At 50.8% G+C, this 21,239-nt stretch carries 21 protein-coding genes; 18 read left to right on the forward strand and 3 right to left on the reverse strand.

Annotated elements, in window-relative coordinates; translation table 11 throughout:
* The first annotated feature begins 83 nt into the window (after positions 1–83).
* The 17 genes from rnz to C812_RS07470 all read left to right on the forward strand — a co-directional run bounded on the left by rnz (position 84) and on the right by C812_RS07470 (position 17,929).
* A complete protein-coding gene (gene rnz / locus C812_RS07390) occupies positions 84–1,022 on the forward strand; it encodes a ribonuclease Z (RefSeq protein ID WP_016312044.1) in 939 nt (312 codons plus the stop codon).
* A 208-nt stretch (positions 1,023–1,230) separates the two neighbouring features.
* Positions 1,231–2,040, forward strand: coding sequence for a TIGR01457 family HAD-type hydrolase (locus C812_RS07395; protein WP_036624416.1), 810 nt, complete (start codon positions 1,231–1,233; stop codon positions 2,038–2,040).
* A gap of 72 nt (positions 2,041–2,112) precedes the next feature.
* The gene (locus C812_RS07400; RefSeq protein ID WP_016312046.1) at positions 2,113–2,931 is read left to right on the forward strand and encodes an Fpg/Nei family DNA glycosylase; all 819 of its coding nucleotides are present in this window, start codon (positions 2,113–2,115) and stop codon (positions 2,929–2,931) included.
* Positions 2,921–3,775, forward strand: coding sequence for a deoxyribonuclease IV (locus C812_RS07405; RefSeq protein WP_016312047.1), 855 nt, complete (start codon positions 2,921–2,923; stop codon positions 3,773–3,775). Before C812_RS07400 ends, C812_RS07405 begins: the two co-directional genes overlap by 11 nt.
* A 54-nt stretch (positions 3,776–3,829) precedes the next feature.
* Entirely contained in the window at positions 3,830–5,209 is a 1,380-nt protein-coding gene (locus C812_RS07410) for a cyclic-phosphate processing receiver domain-containing protein (RefSeq protein ID WP_016312048.1), read from the forward strand.
* A gap of 181 nt (positions 5,210–5,390) precedes the next feature.
* On the forward strand, positions 5,391–6,914 hold the full coding sequence (locus C812_RS07415; RefSeq protein ID WP_016312049.1) for a serine/threonine protein kinase: 1,524 nt from the start codon (positions 5,391–5,393) through the stop codon (positions 6,912–6,914).
* Positions 6,915–6,934: 20 nt separating this feature from the next.
* Complete coding sequence (locus tag C812_RS07420) at positions 6,935–7,888, forward strand: SAF domain-containing protein (RefSeq protein WP_016312050.1); 954 nt, start codon at positions 6,935–6,937, stop codon at positions 7,886–7,888.
* Positions 7,889–7,907: 19 nt separating this feature from the next.
* Positions 7,908–8,621 carry a P-loop NTPase family protein gene (locus tag C812_RS07425; RefSeq protein WP_016312051.1) on the forward strand — a complete coding sequence of 238 codons (714 nt, stop codon included), beginning with the start codon at positions 7,908–7,910 and terminating at the stop codon, positions 8,619–8,621.
* Positions 8,618–9,460, forward strand: coding sequence for a hypothetical protein (locus tag C812_RS07430; protein WP_016312052.1), 843 nt, complete (start codon positions 8,618–8,620; stop codon positions 9,458–9,460). The genes C812_RS07425 and C812_RS07430 overlap by 4 nt, the downstream gene beginning before the upstream one ends.
* A 15-nt stretch (positions 9,461–9,475) precedes the next feature.
* Entirely contained in the window at positions 9,476–11,347 is a 1,872-nt protein-coding gene (locus C812_RS07435) for a P-loop NTPase family protein (RefSeq protein ID WP_036624797.1), read from the forward strand.
* Positions 11,337–13,427 carry a hypothetical protein gene (locus C812_RS07440; protein WP_036624419.1) on the forward strand — a complete coding sequence of 697 codons (2,091 nt, stop codon included), beginning with the start codon at positions 11,337–11,339 and terminating at the stop codon, positions 13,425–13,427. The genes C812_RS07435 and C812_RS07440 overlap by 11 nt, the downstream gene beginning before the upstream one ends.
* 23 nt (positions 13,428–13,450) lie before the next feature.
* Positions 13,451–13,942, forward strand: coding sequence for a hypothetical protein (locus C812_RS07445; RefSeq protein WP_016312055.1), 492 nt, complete (start codon positions 13,451–13,453; stop codon positions 13,940–13,942).
* A 39-nt stretch (positions 13,943–13,981) separates the two neighbouring features.
* On the forward strand, positions 13,982–14,434 hold the full coding sequence (locus tag C812_RS07450; protein ID WP_016312056.1) for a hypothetical protein: 453 nt from the start codon (positions 13,982–13,984) through the stop codon (positions 14,432–14,434).
* A gap of 13 nt (positions 14,435–14,447) precedes the next feature.
* The gene (locus tag C812_RS07455; RefSeq protein WP_244268293.1) at positions 14,448–14,987 is read left to right on the forward strand and encodes a hypothetical protein; all 540 of its coding nucleotides are present in this window, start codon (positions 14,448–14,450) and stop codon (positions 14,985–14,987) included.
* Positions 14,974–15,966, forward strand: coding sequence for a hypothetical protein (locus C812_RS07460; RefSeq protein ID WP_016312058.1), 993 nt, complete (start codon positions 14,974–14,976; stop codon positions 15,964–15,966). The genes C812_RS07455 and C812_RS07460 overlap by 14 nt, the downstream gene beginning before the upstream one ends.
* Before the next feature lie 166 nt (positions 15,967–16,132).
* Positions 16,133–17,155: a thiazole biosynthesis adenylyltransferase ThiF gene (locus C812_RS07465; protein WP_051134935.1), complete on the forward strand. Its 1,023-nt coding sequence runs from the start codon at positions 16,133–16,135 to the stop codon at positions 17,153–17,155.
* Positions 17,156–17,251: 96 nt separating this feature from the next.
* Positions 17,252–17,929, forward strand: coding sequence for a winged helix-turn-helix domain-containing protein (locus C812_RS07470; protein WP_016312061.1), 678 nt, complete (start codon positions 17,252–17,254; stop codon positions 17,927–17,929).
* Between the two features lie 102 nt (positions 17,930–18,031).
* On the opposite strand, the gene C812_RS07475 is transcribed toward C812_RS07470, so the two are convergent.
* On the reverse strand, positions 18,032–18,541 hold the full coding sequence (locus C812_RS07475) for a C40 family peptidase (protein ID WP_009226190.1): 510 nt from the start codon (positions 18,539–18,541) through the stop codon (positions 18,032–18,034).
* 303 nt (positions 18,542–18,844) lie between these two features.
* The gene (locus tag C812_RS07480; protein WP_016312062.1) at positions 18,845–19,486 is read right to left on the reverse strand and encodes a thiamine diphosphokinase; all 642 of its coding nucleotides are present in this window, start codon (positions 19,484–19,486) and stop codon (positions 18,845–18,847) included.
* A gap of 146 nt (positions 19,487–19,632) precedes the next feature.
* Between C812_RS07480 and C812_RS07485 the strand changes: the two genes are divergently transcribed.
* Positions 19,633–20,319, forward strand: a complete 687-nt coding sequence (locus C812_RS07485) for a trimeric intracellular cation channel family protein (protein ID WP_016312063.1) — start codon at positions 19,633–19,635, stop codon at positions 20,317–20,319.
* 101 nt (positions 20,320–20,420) lie between these two features.
* Here the strand turns inward: C812_RS07485 and C812_RS07490 are convergent, their stop codons facing one another.
* Positions 20,421–21,149: an alpha/beta hydrolase gene (locus C812_RS07490; protein WP_009226187.1), complete on the reverse strand. Its 729-nt coding sequence runs from the start codon at positions 21,147–21,149 to the stop codon at positions 20,421–20,423.
* Positions 21,150–21,239 lie beyond the last annotated feature (90 nt).

Raw genomic sequence — 21,239 nt, forward strand, 5'->3', positions numbered from 1 at the left:
TTGCAAAACCCTCCGAGATTCGGAGGGTTTTGGCAATCTGTACGTGTATCGATGTATCATTCTAGCGTAAAGGACGAAATGGCATGGAACTTTACTTTTTAGGGACGAATGCAGGGGTACCGTCCTTGGAACGGAACGTGACTTCAGTGGCGTTGCGTCTGCTGGAGGAACGCCGTTCGCTCTGGCTGTTCGATTGCGGTGAAGGCACTCAGCATCAGATCCTGCGTTCACCGCTGAAATTAAGCAAGTTGGAATATATTTTCATCACCCATTTGCATGGTGATCATTTGTTTGGCTTGCCTGGGCTCATTTCGAGCCGTGCCTATCAGGGCGGGGATACACCTCTCGTCATATACGGTCCCAAAGGCCTGAAAAAATTCGTTGAAACGACGCTGTCGCTTAGCGAATCGCGGATTAACTATAAGCTCGAGCTGGTGGAGCACCAGGGCGGTGTCCTGTTCGAGGACGATTCGTTCCGGGTTGAAGCGGCGCTGCTAGAGCACCGGATTGACAGTTACGGGTATCGAGTAATCGAAAAAGATTTGCCTGGTAAGCTGGACTCCGCTGTGCTGGAGCGTTGCGGCATTCGTCCAGGCCCGCTGTACGGCAAGCTCAAACGCGGGGAAAGTGTGGTTGCGCCAAATGGCGAGACGGTTCATGCCAAGGATGTGCTGGGGATGCCGAAGGCTGGCCGGATTGTCACTATCCTAGGCGATACGCGGCCGTGTGATTCTGTGTTAACTTTGGCTCAAAACGCGGATATGTTGGTTCATGAGGCAACTTTCTTGCATGAACTAGCGAAGACGGCCCACGACTATCACCACAGTACGGCGAAGCAAGCGGCGACTGCTGCGAAGGAAGCCGGGGTGCAGCAGCTGCTGCTGACTCATTTTAGCTCGCGTTATAAATCAGACGATCAGTTGCAGCGATTAGAAGAAGAGGCGCGTTCCGTCTTTCCAAACTCGCACCTAGCCCGGGAACATGTCCTCTATCCAGTGGCACGCCGCTGCGGGCGGAAATAATTATTTTCCGGGAAAGCGCAGGAACTGACAGGGCATTTCAAAGTTTGTCAAGAGGAACAAGACTGATTTATGTCACTGTTCGCGATCGTTCGACGCCAAACGGCGGACTCAAACTTTGAAATGACATTTCCCCTAAATTGAACGGAAAAATTTGCCTGACCCCTAGGTTCCTAGGTACAATAAATAGAGACACGGTCGTATCGAAAGGATGAGGATTTTGCCAAAGGGTTGGAAGGCCTATCTCATTGATTTAGACGGCACGTTATATCATGGGCCTCAAATGATTCCCGGTGCGGACGAGCTGATCTCCGCCTTACGCGCGCAGCGAATCCCTTTTCTGTTCGTGACGAACAATTCTTCGCGGACACCGGAGGAGGTCGCTGCACATCTGAAAGCGATGGGCATATCGGCTCAGGCCGAAGAAGTCTGTACCTCGGCCGTAGCTGCAGCCAAGTATATTGCCGAAGAACAGCCTGGCTGTAAAGTCGCAGCCATTGGTGAGACTGGTCTGATAAAGGCGTTGGAGGATGCCGGATTACAAATAGTCTTGGGACATCCGGACGTAGTAGTGCAAGGCATCGACCGCCATTTTACATACGAAACATTAACCCGGGCTGCCCGTTGGATCCGAAGTGGGGCGCGTTATATCCTAACCAATCCAGACTTGCTGCTGCCCTCCCAAGACGGCTTAATGCCCGGAGCGGGAACGATTTCCGCCGCGATTCAAGCTGCATCGGGCGTTAAGCCGACGGTGATTGGCAAGCCGGCTGCGCCGCTGATGGATTTTGCCATCGCTCAGCTGGGGCTGGAAGCTTCGGAAGTGGCGGTAATCGGCGATAATCTCAATACCGACATCGCTGCAGGGAAGCATGCCGGCTGCGGGACCATTCTAACCCTAACCGGCGTCACCACAGCGGATAACCTGCCGGATTATGTGAAATCTTCCGGTGTAGAGGCGGATGTAGTGTGCCGCGATCTTGCGGAAGTCCGTGAACGAATTTGCGGAAATCGTGGATGATCCTGTTTTATTTTATGAGATGAACTAATGATCGAACTTACGAACTTATACGGATGAAGGGAAAGATGTACCATGCCGGAATTGCCGGAGATGGAAAATTATCGAATCCAGCTGTCTCAGCATATTTTGGATCTCCCCATTACGGGAGTGAACATCGGCCGGGAGAAATCCGTGAATTTGCCGGTCGCAGACTTTACACGGGAACTGATGGGTAGACAGGTGATCTTCATTGAACGTCGAGGCAAGAACCTGTTGTTCCATCTGGATAATGGGCGAAGATTGATGCTCCACCTGATGCTGGGGGGGTTACTGTACCTCGGCTCCAAGGAGGATCGTCCCGACCGGAACACGCAGGTGGAAATCACCTTTGGTGAGAAGCTAGTCCTGTACTTCATCGGGTTGCGTCTCGGTCATTTGCACTTGCACAGTGCCAAGGAGGCTGAGGAGCTGCTTTCGCACTTAGGCCCGGAGCTGCTGGATCGGCGGATGAACGAAGAACGGTTTACCGCTCTGCTGCGCAAGCGGCGGGGAAGTCTGAAGACGACCCTCGTCAACCAGGACGTCATAGCCGGCATTGGCAACTGTTACGCGGATGAAATTGCGTTTGCGGCCCAGTTGCTGCCGATGGCGAAGCTGCAAAATTTCAGCGATGAAGATTTTTCACGATTGTATCAAGCGGTTCGGGATGTGCTCATCGAGGCAACCGAGGCTGGTGGTTATATGGAGATGCCGTTAACCCGGGACGATCAGTTGACCGGTGGGGCCAACGAGATCTGCAGGGTGTACGACCGGGAGGGAGAGACCTGTCCCCGCTGCGGAGATACCATCGTCAAAACGGAAATGAACGGGCGTAAAGTATTTTACAGCCCGGGCTGTCAGCATGACCGATAAGGTGAAGGTTGGGGGACACCTTAGCATTCGAAGCGGTTATCTTGGGGCTGCCAAAGCTGCGCTGCAGATGGGGGCCGGCGCTTTTCAGTATTTTCCCAAAAATCCACGGAGCCTTGCAGTCAAAAGCTTTGATCCGCGGGATGCGGAACAATGCCGAACATTTTGCGAACAACACGGCTTGGTCTCCATTGCGCATACCCCTTATCCCAGCAACCTCGCGATCAGCAAGGAGACTGACGGCGAAGCATATGGCCGAGTTGTACAGTCGTTGCGAAATGATTTGGAAATCGCTGAAGCGTGCGGATCGATTGGGATTGTGGTACATTTTGGCACATTTAAGGCAGGAAACCCCTTACAAGGATACCAAAATATTATACAATGTATTAATGATGTGCTATCTGACTGGCAAGGTTCCGCGAAGCTGTTAATTGAGAACCAGGCCGGTGATCACGGCGACATGGGGATGACGATCGAGGAGTTGGTCCAAATCCGCAAATTGTGCCGGGATTCGGAGCACATCGGCTTTTGCCTCGACACCTGCCATGCTTTTGGGGCGGGGATGTGGCGGGGTGAAGGGGACGAGAGCTTTGCGGCCAAAGCCAAGGAGCTGAAGTTCTGGGACGGTCTCTGTGCCGTTCATCTTAACGATTCAAAATACCCGGTATTATCGCGAAAGGACCGTCATGCCCGTGTGGGGCAGGGCCATATCGGCGAAGCCGGCTTTCGCTGGCTTCTGCAGATCGACGCGATTCGGAGAACCCCGCTTATCTTTGAGAGCGAAACCGGGGAAGACGGGACGTACAGAGAGGATATGGAGCGAGTGAGACGGTGGGCGGAGACCTAGAGAGAGAACCGGGCTCCGCTTGGAGTGAAATACCGCGGGAAAGGAAGAACACTATTGATTCATGTATATATGGACGATTTTCGCCGATGTCCGCAGGGATTTACGTTAGCGCGCACCGTCGAGGAGTGTCTAGAATTGCTTCGCTTGACGGAGGTAGACATTTTGTCGCTGGATTACGATATGGGGCCGGATGAACCTAACGGTACGGAATTGGCAGCTGCCATGGTGCGGGAACGGCTTTTCCCTCGTGAAATTTATCTTCACACCTCCAGCATGTCCGGGAAAAAGAGTATGTACGAAATTTTCTATCAAGGCTTGCCGGAGCATGTGAAGCTGCATAACGGGCCGATTCCGTTCGAACGGTTGGAGGAAATCGCCCGAAATTGCAAGGTGCCGCCGCAATCGAAATGGATATGCACGGCGAATCATGGTTTTGCTCCTTATGCCCAGGAGGAGCTGCGCCGCATGTTTGGCAGCGTCAAGAGTACGATGCTGGTTCCCGGCGAGGTTTTTGCCGCTTCGTTGCAGGCGGTGCCGGAGGATGTGCAGCACCGGCTGCGACAGGATCCGCCGATTTTTCTGCGGCATGTATTTCTGGTTGATTGGGAATGGTGTCCGGTTGAAACGGAAGAGGTCAATCCAGAGCAATGGTTGGAACCGCTGCGCAAGTATCTGATGGCGGATTTCCGGCTTCCAGGCGCCAAGATTGCCGTGCAAGCGCGCAAATCAGACGACGGACTATGGCCGGGAACCGCGCCGGAGTTGAAGGATCGTCTGCAGGAATTACTGCAGGACGTGTGTGTAGGGGAATTCGTGGTAAGGAATGCCGACTGGATCATTTCAGTGTTTGCCGGGCAAGATCGGATATTTGCCGGTGTCGCGCATCCGCAGGATAACCTTTCCGACTGGAACGGCGGGGCAATCCGCTTCCGCAAGGAGGAGGGGCAAATCTCGCGGGCGAAGTTCAAGTTGTTGGAGGCGGAAGCTACGTTTGGAATTCCGTTTGAATCGTTCCGCGAAGCGCTGGATATTGGCGCGGCACCCGGGGGGTGGACCTCGTTCCTGCTGGAACGCGGATTAAACGTAACGGCAGTGGATACGGCGAAGCTGCATCCAGCATTGTTATCTTCGCCGAAACTGACGTTTTTGCAGCGTAATGCGAACAGGGTGAAATTTAAAGAAAATCAATTTGATCTGTTGGTTTGCGACATGAGCTGGAGTCCCAAATTGACGGCTAAGCTCGTGACTGAACTGCTCTACGCCTTGGTTCCGGGAGGGACTGCCATCGTGACAGTGAAGCTGCTGACGAAGAAACCGATGGCGTTAATTCAAGAGGTGATCACTCAATTTGAGGAAGCCCGCCTGCAAGTACAAAGAGCAAAGCAGCTATTTCATAACCGGGATGAAATCACGCTGTACATGATTAAATATTAATGGCGTGAATGAAGTGGCTTTAAAAAAAGCTTTACATTTTCCGCCATCCGTTCTATACTAATTCCAAAATTATACATTGAACTCGATTAGGGAAAGCATCCCCAGTCATTGATATCGGCCGTAGGGTCGGGAAATGACGGGAGGTGGCTTTCCCTTTTTTGCGTTCAAGAAAGGAGGAGGTATGACTAGGTTCGTGTCCAAGCTCGTTCCTGGTGACTTGCTGGCTGGGCGTTACCGGATCAAATATTTGATTGGTCAGGGAGGAATGAGCTGGGTGTATTTAGCCGAGGACATCAAGCTGCCGGGAAAGAACTGGGCTGTGAAAGAATGCTTGAACGTACCCGAAGCGCCGGTATCTGTCGCGAAAGAGGTCAAGCTGCTGATTACATTAAATCATCACCGTCTGCCACGGATCGTTGATTTTATTGACCCCGACCGGGACGGATATTCCTATATTGTGATGGATTATATCCAGGGTGTGCCATTGGATCAATTTATTCGGGCAAGAGAAGGGCGGTTACCGCTGGAGTTGATCCTTCGATTTGGTCTGCAAATCGCGGAAGGGCTGCATTATTTACATCGACATGAGCCTCCAGTGATCCACCGGGATGTGAAGCCTGCCAATCTGCTGGTTGATGATAAAGGCGAGCTGAGGTTCGTCGATTTTGGAATCGCCAGAATCTTTTCGGTGGGGAAATCGGAAGATACGGTGCAGCTTGGCACGGTTGGATTTGCGGCACCAGAGCAATATGACAATCGCCAAAGCGACGCGCGTACGGATCTGTATTCTTTAGGCGCAGTCCTGCTCTATATGGGAACGGGGGGCAGATATACGGTGTGGACATCCGAAGCGGCGGTGGCCTTACGGGAACATGGTTGTGAACAGCTTCGTCCAATCGTGTCCAAACTGCTGCAGGTTCGCCCGGAGGAGCGGTTTGTTTCGGCTGAGGCGGTAAGTGAGGCCTTGACCTTATTGTTGAGGGGGTTATCAGATGCCAGTTTGGCGGCCTCAGGTTCGAATGCCCGAATAGCTGACATGGTTGCGTACAACGGTCGCCCGGCATTGGTCAGTGTTATGGCTGCCTCAGCCGGGGCGGGTGCAACCCATACTGCCATTGCGCTGGCCCACACAATGGCACGGAGCATGAAGAAGGTTGCGGTCGTGGAGATGAACCCCAAATCAACGGCTTTTGTTAGGTTAGTTCAGCTGTTGGAGGGTGATGAATATGCAGCTGAACTGAACAATAGAGGGCGTTTTCGGGTAGGTCAAGTGGTTTATGCCAAGCTGACGTCCCGAGCAGATTTTCTCGCGATGTTGTCGGAAGGTTTCGGATGCGTCATCTGTGACTTGGGGACGTGCCGCAGCAAGGAGCTGATGGAGGAATTCCACCGTGCCGACTTATCTATCGTCGTTGGTGCAGGAGCAGAATGGAGGGCCGGAGAGCTCGATCGCTTCGTCGAAACCTTCGGCGTCAAAGGTCAGATCCCTGTATCTTGGAGGATCTGTATCCCGTTTGCTTCGCCTGCCCGTTTACGGCGAATTCGCAGGGAGCTTCATTTTAAGGGCGTATATGCTCTTCCTCCCGATTCGAATCCGTTTGATCCCGGACCGTCAACTGCGGCTGCATTGCAGGAGGTTTGTGAGCATCTGCTCTTGAAGAGCAAACGACCAGGACTCAGGTTACGGATGAAAGTCAAACCATAGAAAGGAAGTGCTACTGACGAATGCCTAGATTAAGGCAAAAAACGAAGCAAATGCTGTTATCCGGATTGGTTGGTGTTGTTACAGCAAGCGTGGTGTTTGCGGGGTATACCTTCGTGCGGGAAAGACAGGTTCATGCTGAGAGGAAAACCCTGGTTCAGGATTATGAAGCTAAGTTGGCCAGCTTGCGTGAGCAGGCTCAACAGCGGATGGTTCAGGGATGGGTACCTACACGAGATATTCCTGCTGGCAACCGTATTGCGGCAAGTGACTTAAAACGGGTTGAGCTTCCTGCCAATAGTGTGCCAGCGGACCTCTTTACATCGCAGGAAGCCATTGCCGGGAAATATGCCAAAGTTGCGCTGCGTTCCATGACGCCCCTGACGGAGACGCTCGTCTATGAAGAGGCTCCGGTACCGGACGATTTACGTTGGCGGGAAATGGCGTTTGTACAGCTTCCACAAGTATTGAAGGCGAACGATGTTATTGATATTCGCATTCAATTTCCAACGGGCCACGATTATATTTTGCTGTCCAAGAAGAAAGTCGCGAATCTGAGCTCTGATACGATCACGGTGACGCTGGATGAAGCCGAAATTCTCTCGTTATCCAGCGCGATCGTAGACGCTTATTTACATAAGGCTTCGATATATGCGCTCGCCTATGTCGAGCCCAATTTGCAGAGCAAGCCGGTCCCGACATATCCAGTAAACGAAGGCGTGATGGAGCTGATTCGCAAAGATCCGAATATCGTGGAGAAAGCGGAACATGCGCTTAAACTCAGCAATATGGCCCGAAGCGGCTTGGAACGGGATCTCTCCGCTATGTCGCCGCAGCGTGCCAGCGAATTTGCTCGTCAGACCACTGTTTCGCGTTCACAAACAGAGGTTCGGGGCTCGGATCAACCTGCTGGTAACATCGTTTCGGATGGAAGATCAGGTGACCGAGACCAATTTGAGCTCGATCCAGCAAGTTGAGAGGAGGAAAGGATTTGGCATGAAAAGATGGATGTTCGTAGGCAAGAGCGACAAAAGAGACTTGTTACTTTATTTTAGCAGCGTTTTGGCGGCATCCGGCTCCAAAGTATTGCTCACAGATGGCACAGAAAACAGTAAATACCGTTATTCGATTGGGGATGGAGATTCCTATCTTCCTTTAACGGAGTTTTGTGGTTTTGATGTTGCTACCGGGACGTCGGGCTTCATGAGCGCTGTATCTATGGAATTAAGCAATGAAGACCCGTCCACCAATTACGACTACATATTAGAAGATATCGACACGCCTAATGGTCTCACTCCTGAACGGTTATTGTCCGCAGATGAAATTGTTTGGGTCACCACGTTCGATCGTTACGAGGTTGAGGTAAGTGCCGGGTGGTTCCGCAGCTTGTGTCAACATTGGCCGGAGCTGCGGGGGCTGGTTGTTCGGCCGGTCTTTATCCGTACGGTCGACAGCGGGGTGAACAGTCGATATATTCTGGGTCTGTTAGAAGACCTTCCGCTGGAATGGCACTCCGAAGCGATTTGTATCCCTTGGGATGAATCAAATTGGGCTGTTCACTTGGAAAATGAACATTTGCAGCAGCTACGCCTTCGGAGCTTCTCCCGTTCCTATAAAAGGGCGGTGCGCCAACTGCTTCGTGAGCTGGCAGGCTGGGATTATTCGATCGCTAAACGTGCTGTGCGTCAAGCGGAAAGGAGACAAGCATGAGCCGCTTTGTGTTTTGGGATGGCGGACTAGGCCGCGCCGCCGAAGCTGCTGTGTCTACCGCTGTTACGTTAGGGCTGCGACATCCACAACGTCTGCTCCTGCTTAATGATGGGCCCGCTGGACGCGGCTTAGAGGAAGGCATCGGACAAATCGTCCGTTTGCATAGCGATACCTTCGGGGAGGGAGGGGTTCCAGAGCATGGCCTGGATGCACTGCTGCGCTTGCAGTCCAGCGGGCGGTTAACGGCGAGCAATTTTAGCGATTATACCGTCCCGTTGTTGCGTGGACGGCTTGACCTGGTGTGCGGAACGCGTATAAGCAACTCGACGAGGATGGAGCCGGATAACGAGGTTATCCCTGAAATACTGGCGATTGCAGAACAATCGTACGATCGCCTAATCCTTCTCGAGCAAAAGCTACGGTTAAGCGAGGCGCTGCAGAAGCTACGCGAAAGAGATGTTCTCGTCGCGGTATTGCCGCATCGACTAGGAACCTTGGATGGTTGGTTGGCGGATGCGGCTCCTTATCTAGGTGAATCGAACAGAAAATTGCTTTTTGTCATTTCACCCTATGATCCGCGGTCCCGCTGGGGGCTAAATAATCTGAAGCGGCGTTATTCCGGTGTGCAACGCTTGATCGGGATACCATATCATACCGGGTTCGCGGATGCTTGGAATGCCCGGAACATCCTAGCATATTTTCGCCAATCTCCGATTTGGTCGAAACGTAAGGGGGAGCGTGAGCTTCTTATGAAAGGATACGCCGAGCTCGGAGACATGCTGATGGAAATGGCCGCCGAAACGGGTGTATCCATTTCACCGAAGGAAAGGGGGGCATAGAGTGTGAGCGGGCTGATGAACGGGATAATTATTTCGCTTCTTATCCTGGCGGTTCTGATCTTATTGTGGCGCAAGGTTAAAATGACGAGACCCGGTAGAGTGGAACGTCCTACTGGACAGGATCGCTTTGAATGGTCAGTGATTGTAACCTACGTCAAAGAACGATTGCATGACCTTAGCCGTACGAGCGGAGCGGATTGGGGCCTAAACGAGGAAGCGTGGAACCGTAAAGCGAAGGCGCGTGCAGAACTGCGCCAAGCGCTTCGGGGCTGTGCGTATGGGGATCCAAAGGACAAGCAATACATTAAGTCATTTATTCGGGACTTGCTCACGGGCGATTACGGGATTAACGAGCACAATATTGATCGGATTCTGCCTTTTCATCGCCAAGAGCTGTTAACCGCCCAGGACCGCTTCGATCTCGTGTTATACCTCTATAAACAGCGGTATGGCGCCGACGGTTTAGCGCAGATGATCGAAGACTATGCGCTGGATGAAGCGAAACTGCCAAAAACGTCGGATGGTTCCCCGGTATACGAAATTACGGGTGAGGACATCGACCGTATCTTTTTCTTAGAGTTTCGGCCTCTGGCGTTCCAAGAGAAGTTGGATCTTGTCGTGCAGCGTGTTTTCCAAATGTATAAGGGCTTCTCGGTCGTGGACGAGCTGAGGGAGATGCGGATCGACGGGTTGAGCGGCGGGGTAAGCGGGATTCCAAGTGGATATGGAGCCATTGAGCCTGCCTCTGGCATTGGTCATAGATATGAGGGGAGCGAGTTATTTCCTGTAGATGAGGATGGGCAGCAACTGACCCGTTCATGGGAGAGCGTCTGGATTTTCTATCGAGGGAAGAGTATCCGCTTGTCATTTCTATCCTTTGGCAGCGAAGCGGAGTTAAAGCGTGTTTGTCAGAACATCTATAAATTCAATCTGCCAGGCCAACTATCTGAGGTTAACGGATATAAGGTGAACGAGATGCAGGATGGTTCGCGGATTGTTGTTGTTCGGCCGCCATTTGCAGAGTCATGGGCTTTTTTCGTGCGGAAATTCGATATGATGGGTACCTCGTTGGAGCACTTGATCCAGGGAGAGAACGCCGAGCTGCCGATCGGACTGCTGAAATATTTCATGAAGGGCAGCCGGATTACTTCGATTACGGGTTCGCAGGGATCGGGTAAAACAACCTTATTGATGGCCATGGTCAAGTATATCTATGCCGCATATACGTTGCGTGTCCAGGAAATGTCCTTTGAACTGCATTTACGCCGCTTGTACAGTGGCCGTAACATTTTAAGCTTTCGGGAGACGGACTACGTGAGTGGGCAAGCCGCTTTGGATCTTCAGAAAAAGACGGACGGCACCGTCCACATATTAGGGGAGATCGCTACGGACGAGGTTGCTGCATGGATGGTACAGATGGCACAGGTAGCCAGCTTGTTCACAATTTTTACGCACCATGCCAAGACGTTTCGCGATCTTATAGAGTCGTTACGCAATTCGCTGCTCAAAACCGGCGTATTCCGTGACGAACGAGTCGCTGAACTGCAGGTGGCAACCGTGATTGACTTTGACGTTCACCTGCGCCGCGATATGACGGGGCGGCGTTATATCGAGCGGATCACAGAATGCTGCCGCCGGGAGCCAAGGTATGGGCCTGAACAGGAAGATCAGGATTCCTACCCAGCGGCTGGAGGTCCATCAACTTCAGTACATCATGCCCACTATCAAGAACGGGTGATCATGGAATACCGAAATGGCCGTTATGTTGCCGTGCAACCGATTTCTCGTCAGACCCAAGAAGCTATGATGCGGGAAATGTTGCCGGAGGACGTCGCCGAATTTGAACGTTTTGTTAGCTCGTATTGGGGGGAGAAGGTTGGAGCTTAAGTCGATCCTTCTGATCGTGTTAGGAGCATCAGCCCTAGGTGGCATCGGCTTGTATGCTGCAGGGCAATGGCTCGGAAGAAAGACAAACCCTCTATGGGTAGACGCCGGGAGTACGGCCGGAGCTTCTTCTAAGCAAACACTGAGCAGGATACGGCAATGGGGGTCTGCGTTCCTGCTGAAGTCGTATGCCGCTTGGATGAAGGTGCCTGCGCTAAGGTTTTATGTGGGGAAAATCCGCATGCGGCTCGCACTAAGTTATCCCCAGGATGAGTTGAAGCTAAGATGTCAAACGATGAAGCTTGTTTATGGAATCACAGGGGCATTTGGTAGTTCGATTGCGATCTTAACTGCGTTGCATCCCGACGTGTTGTTTGTTTTGTCACTGCTGATCACGGCTGTCGTCTTGCAAGACTTGCTCCTTGATGGTTATGTCAATCGATTACAAGTCAAGTTGCTGGAACAGCTGCTTGATTTCTTCGCTGCCGTTCGACATGCCTTTCATCGACATGGCATGGTATCTGATGCAATTGAGGAAGCTGGCGAAGCGGCGGGACGTGAAATTGGGGTTCATGCCCACTGGATTAGCGAGGCCTTAGTCGATGCTGACCCGGACATCGCCTTGGAGAAATATTACGAGAAAGCTCCCAGTCGCTATTTAAAAGCTTTTGCCGGTATTTCCCGGCTGGTATCGGAGTACGGCGATCGAAAACGCACCGAAGGTTCGATGTACCTGCGCGGCATCAGCCGCCTGACCGGAGAAGTTCAGTTGGAACTCATCCGCAGGAGACGGTTGGATTATTTACTGAAAGGGCTGCATGTCATCGCTTTAGTACCGGTCTTTTTTACGAAGCCGGTAGAGATGTGGGCTAGAGGGCACTTCCCGTTAATGGATGCGTTTTATTTAAGCAAAGCAGGGATGGTGATTAAAGCGGGGCTATTTGTGACCATCCTGCTCAGTTATGTGTTGCTGCAGAAGCTGAAGAATGAAGAAGAAACCGCTTATCGAGCCAAACCAGCGAAACTATCGTGGGAAGCCAAGGTCTATACGCACCGATTTCTTGGCCGCTTTTGCCGTCAGTTCGTTCCGACGCCTGAATCCATAGCCTATCATCGTATTTCACAGCTGCTCAAGGAGACGAATCATCCGCTTCGAATCGAAGCGTTTCAGGTTAGACGAATCAGCATTTTGTTGCTAAGCTTCATCCTTGCACTCGGGGGATTTCTTATGCTTCATCAGTTAACGAAGCAAAGGATTTTAACGGAGCCTCCAGCCGTATCTACCTTTTTTGGCGCTTTGCCAAAGGACACGGTTGATGCCGGACGACAGGAGGCTGCAAGAGATGCTGTGGTGATGCGTCACTTAGGTATGTCAGCCAAAGCTAGTTATGATGAAGTCTTCCGATCAGTTTCTAAAGTGCTGGAGGATGCAGGGGAAGGGAAAGCCCATGAAGCGATAGCAGAAGCAACTCACAGAATCCTAGACAAATTACAGCGCTGGAATGAGGAATATCTCAAATGGTGGGAGTTTGGATTGGCTTTGCTAGCCGGGTGTGCCGGATACTACCTGCCGCTTTGGATGCTTTACTTCCAGCGTTGGATGCGATTGATGGACATGCGGCATGAGGTATATCAGTTTCTGACGATGATCACAATCCTGCGGGAACTGGAGCGGATTTCCGTGGAAGAAATTTTGGAATGGCTGACCTCTTATGCGGTGATCTTCCGGGAGCCTTTGCAAAAATGTCTTCTAAACTACAGCCTCAGCCCTGAGGAAGCGCTGTTGGAGCTGAAGAAGGAGGTCGTTCTGGAGGAATTCCAACGGTTGGCGGACAAGCTCTCGCTCGCATCGGAGAAGCTGTTAGTTGCCGATGCCTTTGACGATCTTGATAGCGATATGTCCTATCAATTTGAGCGGAGACGGTTGGATTACGAGAAATCGCTGGATATCAAAGCGAATTGGGGTCGCATCATCGGTTTTACACCGATGTATGGGCTGGTCTTCGCCTATTTAGTCATTCCGCTCATTTGGATGAGCTTTGAACAAATGAACTTCTATTTTGAACAACTCCAAAAACTATAAAGGATTTAAGGAGGCATTTATCCATGAACAACGCATCATCCGCACTGAAGGTTGCGGCCGGAATCTTTTTGACCATCGCTTTGATTACGATCGTAGTTATTCTTTTTGTTTCTGCCCAGGAAGCGACCAAAACGGCGCAAAACAGCTTTTCCGACATCCAGACCGAATTGTCCCAAGCCGCTTTTACCGTATATGACGATACGACGGTTAGCGGTTCGCAGGTCACTAATGCCTTACGGAAGTTTAAAGATCGCGATCAATTTGGCATTCTGGTGAAAACCGGGAAGAACAGAGGCGGAGAATGGTATGGAGATATCCTGAATGTCAATGACCCTGAGTCCTCAGAATTTTACGGTGCGGTGATCAATCACAGCAATGTGCCAATTAGCAATGCCTGGGACGAACGGCTTAATGAATATGTCAATCCGAGCGGCAAGTTCAAGGCGAAGGTAGTTAAGGACAGCTCGAATGTGGTTCGGGGATTGATATTTACGCAAACCACACTCCTTCCGTAGAGGCGTAGGCTGGGGGCATCATTTAAGGTGATTAATCATGTGAAAAGTCTGGTATGGTTGCTTTTCTCCGTCAGCTCTTTTCTTGCAGCTACGATTTATATGCTGGACATCGGAACGAAGCAAAACGCGTCCTACGACGCGCTCGCGGTTCAGTTGCACGGCGTTAGACGCAGCGTCTACGCGCATGAAGGAAAAGTGCTCACAAGCGAAGAGGAGGAGAGACCCCTCTATGAAGATCCTCAGGGAGAAACAATCGGCGGATATACCGGGAATGATCTGCTTCATCGGATTCCGGATTGGATCGAGCTCGGAGTAGAGATTGAGGTTGATGGGGAAGTGCTGAACAACGTCTCGTTTGGTCCCATGGAGGACATGTTGGAGGTAAGTCGCAAACGCGCTTTGCAAATATTGGATTTACGAGCGAAATACAGCGTGGAGAATAGGTATGATTCTTCAGGGAAAGTGACCCGGGCGATCATTCAAAGAAAGTAGGTTGCAGTAAATGGTGAATGCCTTGTCCAAAATAACGGCCGCACTCCTTGCCGTACTGCTCCTGTTTCTGTTTCCAGCGTTACAGACTGCTCAACGTCAGGAAGATCTTCAATATTTGTCGGCGTACCATACGTTGGTTCAGTTTGCGGATGCCGTGCGAAACAAAGGGTTCGTCACGCCGGACATGTATGAGGATTTTGTCCATGAATTGGAGCGTTCGGGAGGAGGTTATGAGGTTGAGCTGGAGCATCGCCATAAGATCTATCATCCGGAATATGGCGATCCGGCTGACCCAGGAACGTTTTTAGGTGATTTCAGCGTTGTATACGATGCGTACTATACTTCCGATATTTTGAAGGCCCTTTTTCCATCTGAGACAGGGCAGGAAGGTGTTCCATACAAGCTCGAGGTAGGGGATTTCTTCACTGTGACAGCCTATGATCGCTCTCGGAGCCTGCTGGATATTCTATCGGAGTTCCTATATAACGATACAGGGAAGCAGGGAACGTCTTTGCTCACCTACGGAGGTATGGTGCTCAATGAAGATTACTGACTGGGCCGTGATCTTTGTCATTATTATTGCTCCTGTTGTTTGGCTGGGCGGGCTGCGAGCGGAAAATTTACGGGAGGTCAATCGGCTTGAAACCCGCTATACTTCCGCCTTACGCACGGCGGTTCAGGATGCAGCGGCTTCGCTAAATCGGAACGAGCTGCAGCAATTCGAGAGCGGATACGGATCCTCCAAATGGATGCGGGCGGATAAAGAACAAGCCCTTGCCGCACTGCTTCGGAGCTTGTCTTTGAATTTCGGCGTTGCCGACGATCTGACGGGTCAGCAAATCCTCTTAGGTTATATCCCCGCGATCGTTGTCATGGATTATGACGGATATTTTCTGTATACAGCGGACTTGGATTTGAGCAGTGATACGTGGACTTATCGATGGCAGGATAAAAAGCCCTATACCTATTTAGACGCTAGCGGGAACAGCATTGCATTTACGCTAGACAGGCAGGTGACGGCTTACGATGCCGCGACAAACCGGTGGGTCAGCGGATTGCAAAACGAGATCAAATCCGAGGTTTCCATCCCGCTGCTGCAAAATGAGGCTCTTTTTGATGCTGTTCGGCGTGCAACGATCGTTCGGCGGATAGAAGAGGATCTCGCTCAGGCGATTCGCCTTCATAATCAGATTGCGGCAAAGCTGGGGGTAGATTATACGTTTACGCTACCGGTGATCCCCCAGGAGGAGTGGAACAATACGTTAGATGATGTCGGCATGCTGGTGTTTCTACAAGGCATTCCCGTAGGTGATCACTACTATAACAACTACGCCTTCGGCGGGGGAAGATTAGATTTGGCCCCGGCGGTCATTGGAGCCGTTGATCCTAACACGGGAATAAAATATTACTTTCGGGAGAGCTGTGATCGCGCTAATGCGTATAGTTATCGCGAAGAGGAGATCTTCCCGAATGAACGTGCGGCGGCCGAAAAGGGGTATTTTCCGCTGGATTGTAGAGAATCCGCACCTTAAGCGTGAGGGAAACTCCTTTGAATTCTTGCCCTATCTGTACTATGCTTGAATCAATCCATCGAAGCGGTTGTTTTACCGGAATTCGATAAGAAGACAAGCTTTGGCGAGGGGAGTACGGAAATTGGAGAGAACACATGCGCAACAGCAACAGCAGCATGAACATCAGATGCCGGATCGTTATTCTCGGCAACGATTGTTTGCACCGATCGGGCATGCAGGTCAAGACAAGCTAGGACAAGCAAAGGTACTTGTCGTTGGTGCTGGGGCGCTTGGCACAGGGATCGCTGAAACACTCGTTCGCGCAGGTGTCGGTCATCTAGTCATCGCGGATCGGGATTATGTGGAGTGGAGCAATCTGCAGCGACAGCAGCTCTTTTCTGAAGCGGATGCAGCGGGACGAGTACCAAAAGCGATCGCGGCCAAGCAACGGTTAAATGCTATCAATAGTCAGGTGCAAATTGATGCCCATGTCATGGATGTTGATCCAGAAGAATTGGAACACCTCATTCAGGGCGTTGACCTCATCATGGATGCTACAGATAATTTCGATACGAGATTAATGATTAACGACATCTCGCAAAAATATCGCATCCCCTGGATCTACGGCGGATGCGTGGGCAGTTACGGGATCACATATACGATATTGCCCGGCAAGACGCCTTGCTTAAACTGCTTGCTAGGAACTGTGCCGTTGGGCGGGGATACTTGTGACACGGTAGGGGTGATCCCGCCTGCCGTTCAACTAGTCGTAGCCCACCAAACAACGGAAGCGTTAAAGCTGCTCACCGGGAATATCGAGGCATTGCGAGGCACACTGCTGACCTTTGATCTGTGGCGAAACGAGCAAACCTCCATCAAAGTGGGGACGGCCAAACGGGAGGATTGCCTTTCTTGCGGAAGCAAAGCCTCTTACCCATATCTGTCTGCGGCCGGCAATCGGAAAACAGAGGTGCTTTGCGGCAGGGATACCGTGCAGATTCGCCCGGCAACCAAGCGGAAGCTTGAACTCCGTGAGATGGCAGTGAGACTGCAACGGTTGCAGGAGGGGAAGGTGGAGGTCAATCCGTTTTTGCTCTCTTTTGCAATCGACGACAAGCGGTTGGTTCTGTTTGCGGACGGGAGAGCGTTAGTCCACGGCACGCAAGATCCCTCAGAAGCCAAAACGATCTATGATCGCTATATAGGTTAAGGCTCAACATGGATCCTTTCGGGGGAACCGAATGGTTTCCCGGCGGAATGACCATCTTAATAATGGATTGGCAGATGCAGGTAAGGTGGTCGCGCGATGAAAGGTTACATTTTGCTTGTTTTAGAGGATCCGACTCATGGAGAACACATCCATGCTGGATTAGTGGAAGCCGGCTATCGAGTTAATTGGAAGCAAAGCGGCTCCGGCGTGCTTCGGATCATCGAAGAAGAGATTCCGGATCTGCTGATGCTTGGGGCGGATTTGCCTGATGACGCTTCCGAAGTGCTTCTAGAGGAAATTGGGCGGTTCGCTCCGTTTCCGCTGATCCTTCTGCTGAAGGAGTGGGACACAGAGGACGTTGTCGCCGGCTTTGCTCGGGGAGCCAACGATGTCGTTTCAATCACAATCCCGATGGCTGAGCTGTATGCACGGGTGGGTCATTTGATCGCACTGTTCAAACGGTTAGGGGATGGTTCCTTAACTGAACTATCTTTTGAGGATTTACGAGTTGAGCTGCGCAGCCGCAAAGCGTGGAGGAACGGGGAATCCATTCGTTTAACACCGAAGGAATTCGATCTGCTGCTCTTTTTAATGAAGCGAGCGGGGAAGGTGTGCGGACGGGATTTGATCCTGCAGCAGGTTTGGGGGTATGATTTTTCAACCGGGACCAACGTGGTGGATGTCTATATCCGGCATTTACGCAAAAAAATCGATAAAGGCCATTCACGAAAGCTGATCCACACCATTCGCGGCACCGGGTACATGTTTGGTTAAACGTAAAACGGACGGGTTGTTGATCTTATGGCAATGGGAAAAGTCGTTGCGATCAATAGATCTATGCAACGACTTCTTCATTTACAAGTTAGGCTTGTCCGACTAGAGGACGCGACGAGCCTTCAGATATGTTTTTTTCCAGTTGCCAGAGTTCAAATTCGAAATTGTTACCCCTGGCTTCCCGTAGGTATGAATAATTTTTCCGTTGCCCATATAGATCGCTACATGAGTTACGTTCTTCCCGTTTGCCCGGCTGCCGCTGGAGAAGAAGACCAGATCGCCCGCTTTCAGATTGGATTTCGATACTGCTGAGCCAACTTTAGCTTGAGCAGCGGAAGTACGCGGCAGAGTAACGCCATATTTCTTCATAACATACTTCGTAAAGGAAGAGCAGTCGAATACCTTAGTCGTCGAAGTCGATGCTCCGAATTTATAAGGAGTGCCTATAAACTTTTTCGCGTAGTTTACAACCTGCGTGCCTTTGGATACAGCAGTGCTTGTTGCCGATTGGGCTTGTACTGGTTCAGCCCCGCCTGCAAGCAGCGTACCGAAACCAAGGGCGGACACCAGTCCGACCGTCAATACTTTTTGGAATAGATTGCGTTTCATCATGTTGTAATACCTCCAAGTTCTGATTTGACCGGTTCGTTAGTTGGAGTATAACAGATTTGTAATCTCCTATATTTTGGTATAATTCCCTAAAAACCTTGGGCCGCAACGGTTTGGAGGCGATTATTAAAATAACATTAAAGTTTACATTTTTTTAAGATATAGCGTTTTTTTATCCACCTTTATCAATGAAAATCCATGAAAAAAAACCTTGAAAAATCAAGTGTTCTGCTTTTCTTTCATCTTTTCATTCCGGGGTCACATAAAGGTTACAAAAATGATACATATTAAAATCAAATCAAATACCTAGTCACGGCTTTGAATAATAAGCAACCAGCCTTCGTTCACATACACCGTTCCGACGGGAGCCGCTAACTGATTGCTCACCGCCAGAGATTGACCTATGCGGAGCGTTGCATCATCTAATGGGTACATGAATCCTTTTAATGTAATGCCGGTTACGACAGGGGTCAGCGGAAGAAGAGAAACATATGTATATCCGCGATCCTCAACTTGGCAGACCGATCCGCACAATGTAATGTAATTATGTTCATCCCATATAGAGCAGGTAATGCCTTGCTCCGCTGCGCGCAGTAACATATGTATATTGGCCAACGAATGATCCAAGCGAGTTCCGATTACTCCGGTTAATACGATTTCTGCCGGGTTACGCTGAACGGCCAGGTCAAAGGCCAGCTCCGTATCCGTTAAATCTTTATCAATCGGATCGCAAATGACCAGCTCTTTACTGTGTCTGCGAATCCGATCCAGTTCTTCCTCGTTCACGGAATCGAAATCGCCCACCGCCAGATGAGGGGTTATCCCGTGCTCTACCAGAAATAAAGCCCCGCGGTCAGCGCCGATCACCCAATCATCCGAACGCACCTCACGAAGCATTCCCGGATTTAATCGTCCGCCTGCAAAAATGAGCACCCGGTTCACAGTCATTTCGATTTTCTTCCTTTCCCGAACAATATCTTATACTTTCGTTAGTATAATTCAGATTTTAGGGTTGCACAATTTCCACTTGTGGGCCTACAATGAGGATTGATAAATAAAAAGCTGACAACGAAAGGCAGAGAAGGACGGAAGAGATGCACATCTTTGAGATTTTTAGCATCATCGGGACAGTCGCGTTTGCGATGTCCGGCGCGTTCGTAGCGATGGAAGAGGAGTACGATATCCTCGGTGTGCTGGTGTTGGGCCTAGTGACGGCGTTTGGCGGCGGGATCGTCCGCAATGTCTTGATCGGTGTTCCGGTAACGACGTTATGGGGACAAGGGGATTTGATTATGTTGGCCGTAATGTCCGTATTGGTCGCCTTCGTGCTGCCGATGCCATGGGTTCGTCGTTGGAAACGGACAGAGGTTCTGTTCGACGCGATTGGTTTGTCGGCTTTTGCAATTCAAGGGGCGTTGTATGCCACGGACATGAAGCATCCGATGAGTGCGGTGCTTGTGGCGGCGGTGCTGACTGGCATCGGGGGCGGAATTATTCGCGATCTGCTGGCCGGGCGTAAACCGCTGGTACTGCGCGACGAGATCTATGCGGTTTGGGCAATGCTGGCTGGACTGGCAGTAGGTATGGGGTGGTTCGTTTCAACATGGGAATTGATTTTGTTGTTTGCGGCAGTTGTCTTTTTCCGGATGTTATCCGTCCATTATAAATGGAAGCTGCCTAGACGGTCACTGACAACAGGGGATATCTATATTGGAACGGAAGCGAAGCCGAAGCCGAAATCCAGTTCAGAGCGGGCTATCGTGCAGGATCAGACTCCTTAACGCGCGTAGGAGACTATGGTGGAAAGACATCAAGAGAGGCTGTCCGAAGTAGATGAGGGTTCTACCTTGGACAGCCTCCCATTTTACTGGATATGAAAGCGTTATTTTAAGAAGTGGACTAGCGCATCGGGAAGCTCTTGCTGCCAAAATCCCCACAAATGTTTCCCGTCCTTCTCCAAATAGGTGACTCTGGCTCCGCGCTCTTCGAGCAAGGCTTTGGCTTTGCGATTTAACTCAACAAAATTATAGGTGCCTGTATCCGTTGTATAATGATCTTCCTGCAATCCCACGATCATAAAGAGCGACAAATAGGAGAGATCGGTCTCTTGAGCGAGGAGGTTAAGGGACGGTTCATAGTAGGCGCCGGACAAGCTGATGATTTTGGAAAACAGTTTCGGATTTTTCATAGCCAGGTGGAGGGAGACCGTTGCTCCTAAAGAGTCACCAGCCAGCACCCTTTCCTCGGGTTCACGGCGAACCGGATAATTGCGCTCGATGAAGGGAATAATTTCTTCCGTGAAACAGCGGGTATAGGCCTCAAACCGGTTTCCGAATGGGGCATATTCCTCTGTACGCACGGCGGTATTCACCTCAACGCCAACGATGATAAACGGTTCAATCCCTTCATCTAAAATCAGGCGATTGGCATGTGTCGCAATCCGTCCGAAATTGAAGAACTCCTCGCCGTCCTGACAGTAAACGACAGGATAACTGAGGATTTCGTTATACCCAGGAGGCAGATACACACGCAGATAACGTTTCTCACCTAAGAATTGACTTTGGATTTCCTCTTTGACGACGGTTCGTTTTAAATATTTCGAATCTGTCATAGTTCTACACACTCCGTTGTATAGATTTTTGCTTTTGTAAGTTGAATCAAGTAACATTTACCATGAAGCAGGACAACGATAGGTTACCAC

The sequence above is a fragment of the Paenibacillus barengoltzii G22 genome (genome assembly GCF_000403375.2).
In the GTDB taxonomy this organism is placed as follows: domain Bacteria; phylum Bacillota; class Bacilli; order Paenibacillales; family Paenibacillaceae; genus Fontibacillus; species Fontibacillus barengoltzii.

Excerpts from the sequence above, each read along its gene's own strand:
- C812_RS07465 (WP_051134935.1), top strand. The coding sequence starts at position 16,133 with ATGCCGGATCGTTATTCTCGGCAACGATTGTTTGCACCGATCGGGCAT.
- C812_RS07425 (WP_016312051.1), top strand. The coding sequence starts at position 7,908 with ATGAAAAGATGGATGTTCGTAGGCAAGAGCGACAAAAGAGACTTGTTA.
- C812_RS07475 (WP_009226190.1), bottom strand. The coding sequence starts at position 18,541 with ATGATGAAACGCAATCTATTCCAAAAAGTATTGACGGTCGGACTGGTG.
- C812_RS07435 (WP_036624797.1), top strand. The coding sequence starts at position 9,476 with ATGAACGGGATAATTATTTCGCTTCTTATCCTGGCGGTTCTGATCTTA.
- C812_RS07415 (WP_016312049.1), top strand. The coding sequence starts at position 5,391 with ATGACTAGGTTCGTGTCCAAGCTCGTTCCTGGTGACTTGCTGGCTGGG.
- C812_RS07400 (WP_016312046.1), top strand. The coding sequence starts at position 2,113 with ATGCCGGAATTGCCGGAGATGGAAAATTATCGAATCCAGCTGTCTCAG.
- C812_RS07395 (WP_036624416.1), top strand. The coding sequence starts at position 1,231 with ATGAGGATTTTGCCAAAGGGTTGGAAGGCCTATCTCATTGATTTAGAC.
- C812_RS07460 (WP_016312058.1), top strand. The coding sequence starts at position 14,974 with ATGAAGATTACTGACTGGGCCGTGATCTTTGTCATTATTATTGCTCCT.
- C812_RS07405 (WP_016312047.1), top strand. The coding sequence starts at position 2,921 with ATGACCGATAAGGTGAAGGTTGGGGGACACCTTAGCATTCGAAGCGGT.
- C812_RS07480 (WP_016312062.1), bottom strand. The coding sequence starts at position 19,486 with ATGACTGTGAACCGGGTGCTCATTTTTGCAGGCGGACGATTAAATCCG.
- C812_RS07420 (WP_016312050.1), top strand. The coding sequence starts at position 6,935 with ATGCCTAGATTAAGGCAAAAAACGAAGCAAATGCTGTTATCCGGATTG.
- rnz (WP_016312044.1), top strand. The coding sequence starts at position 84 with ATGGAACTTTACTTTTTAGGGACGAATGCAGGGGTACCGTCCTTGGAA.
- C812_RS07490 (WP_009226187.1), bottom strand. The coding sequence starts at position 21,149 with ATGACAGATTCGAAATATTTAAAACGAACCGTCGTCAAAGAGGAAATC.
- C812_RS07470 (WP_016312061.1), top strand. The coding sequence starts at position 17,252 with ATGAAAGGTTACATTTTGCTTGTTTTAGAGGATCCGACTCATGGAGAA.
- C812_RS07430 (WP_016312052.1), top strand. The coding sequence starts at position 8,618 with ATGAGCCGCTTTGTGTTTTGGGATGGCGGACTAGGCCGCGCCGCCGAA.
- C812_RS07485 (WP_016312063.1), top strand. The coding sequence starts at position 19,633 with ATGCACATCTTTGAGATTTTTAGCATCATCGGGACAGTCGCGTTTGCG.
- C812_RS07445 (WP_016312055.1), top strand. The coding sequence starts at position 13,451 with ATGAACAACGCATCATCCGCACTGAAGGTTGCGGCCGGAATCTTTTTG.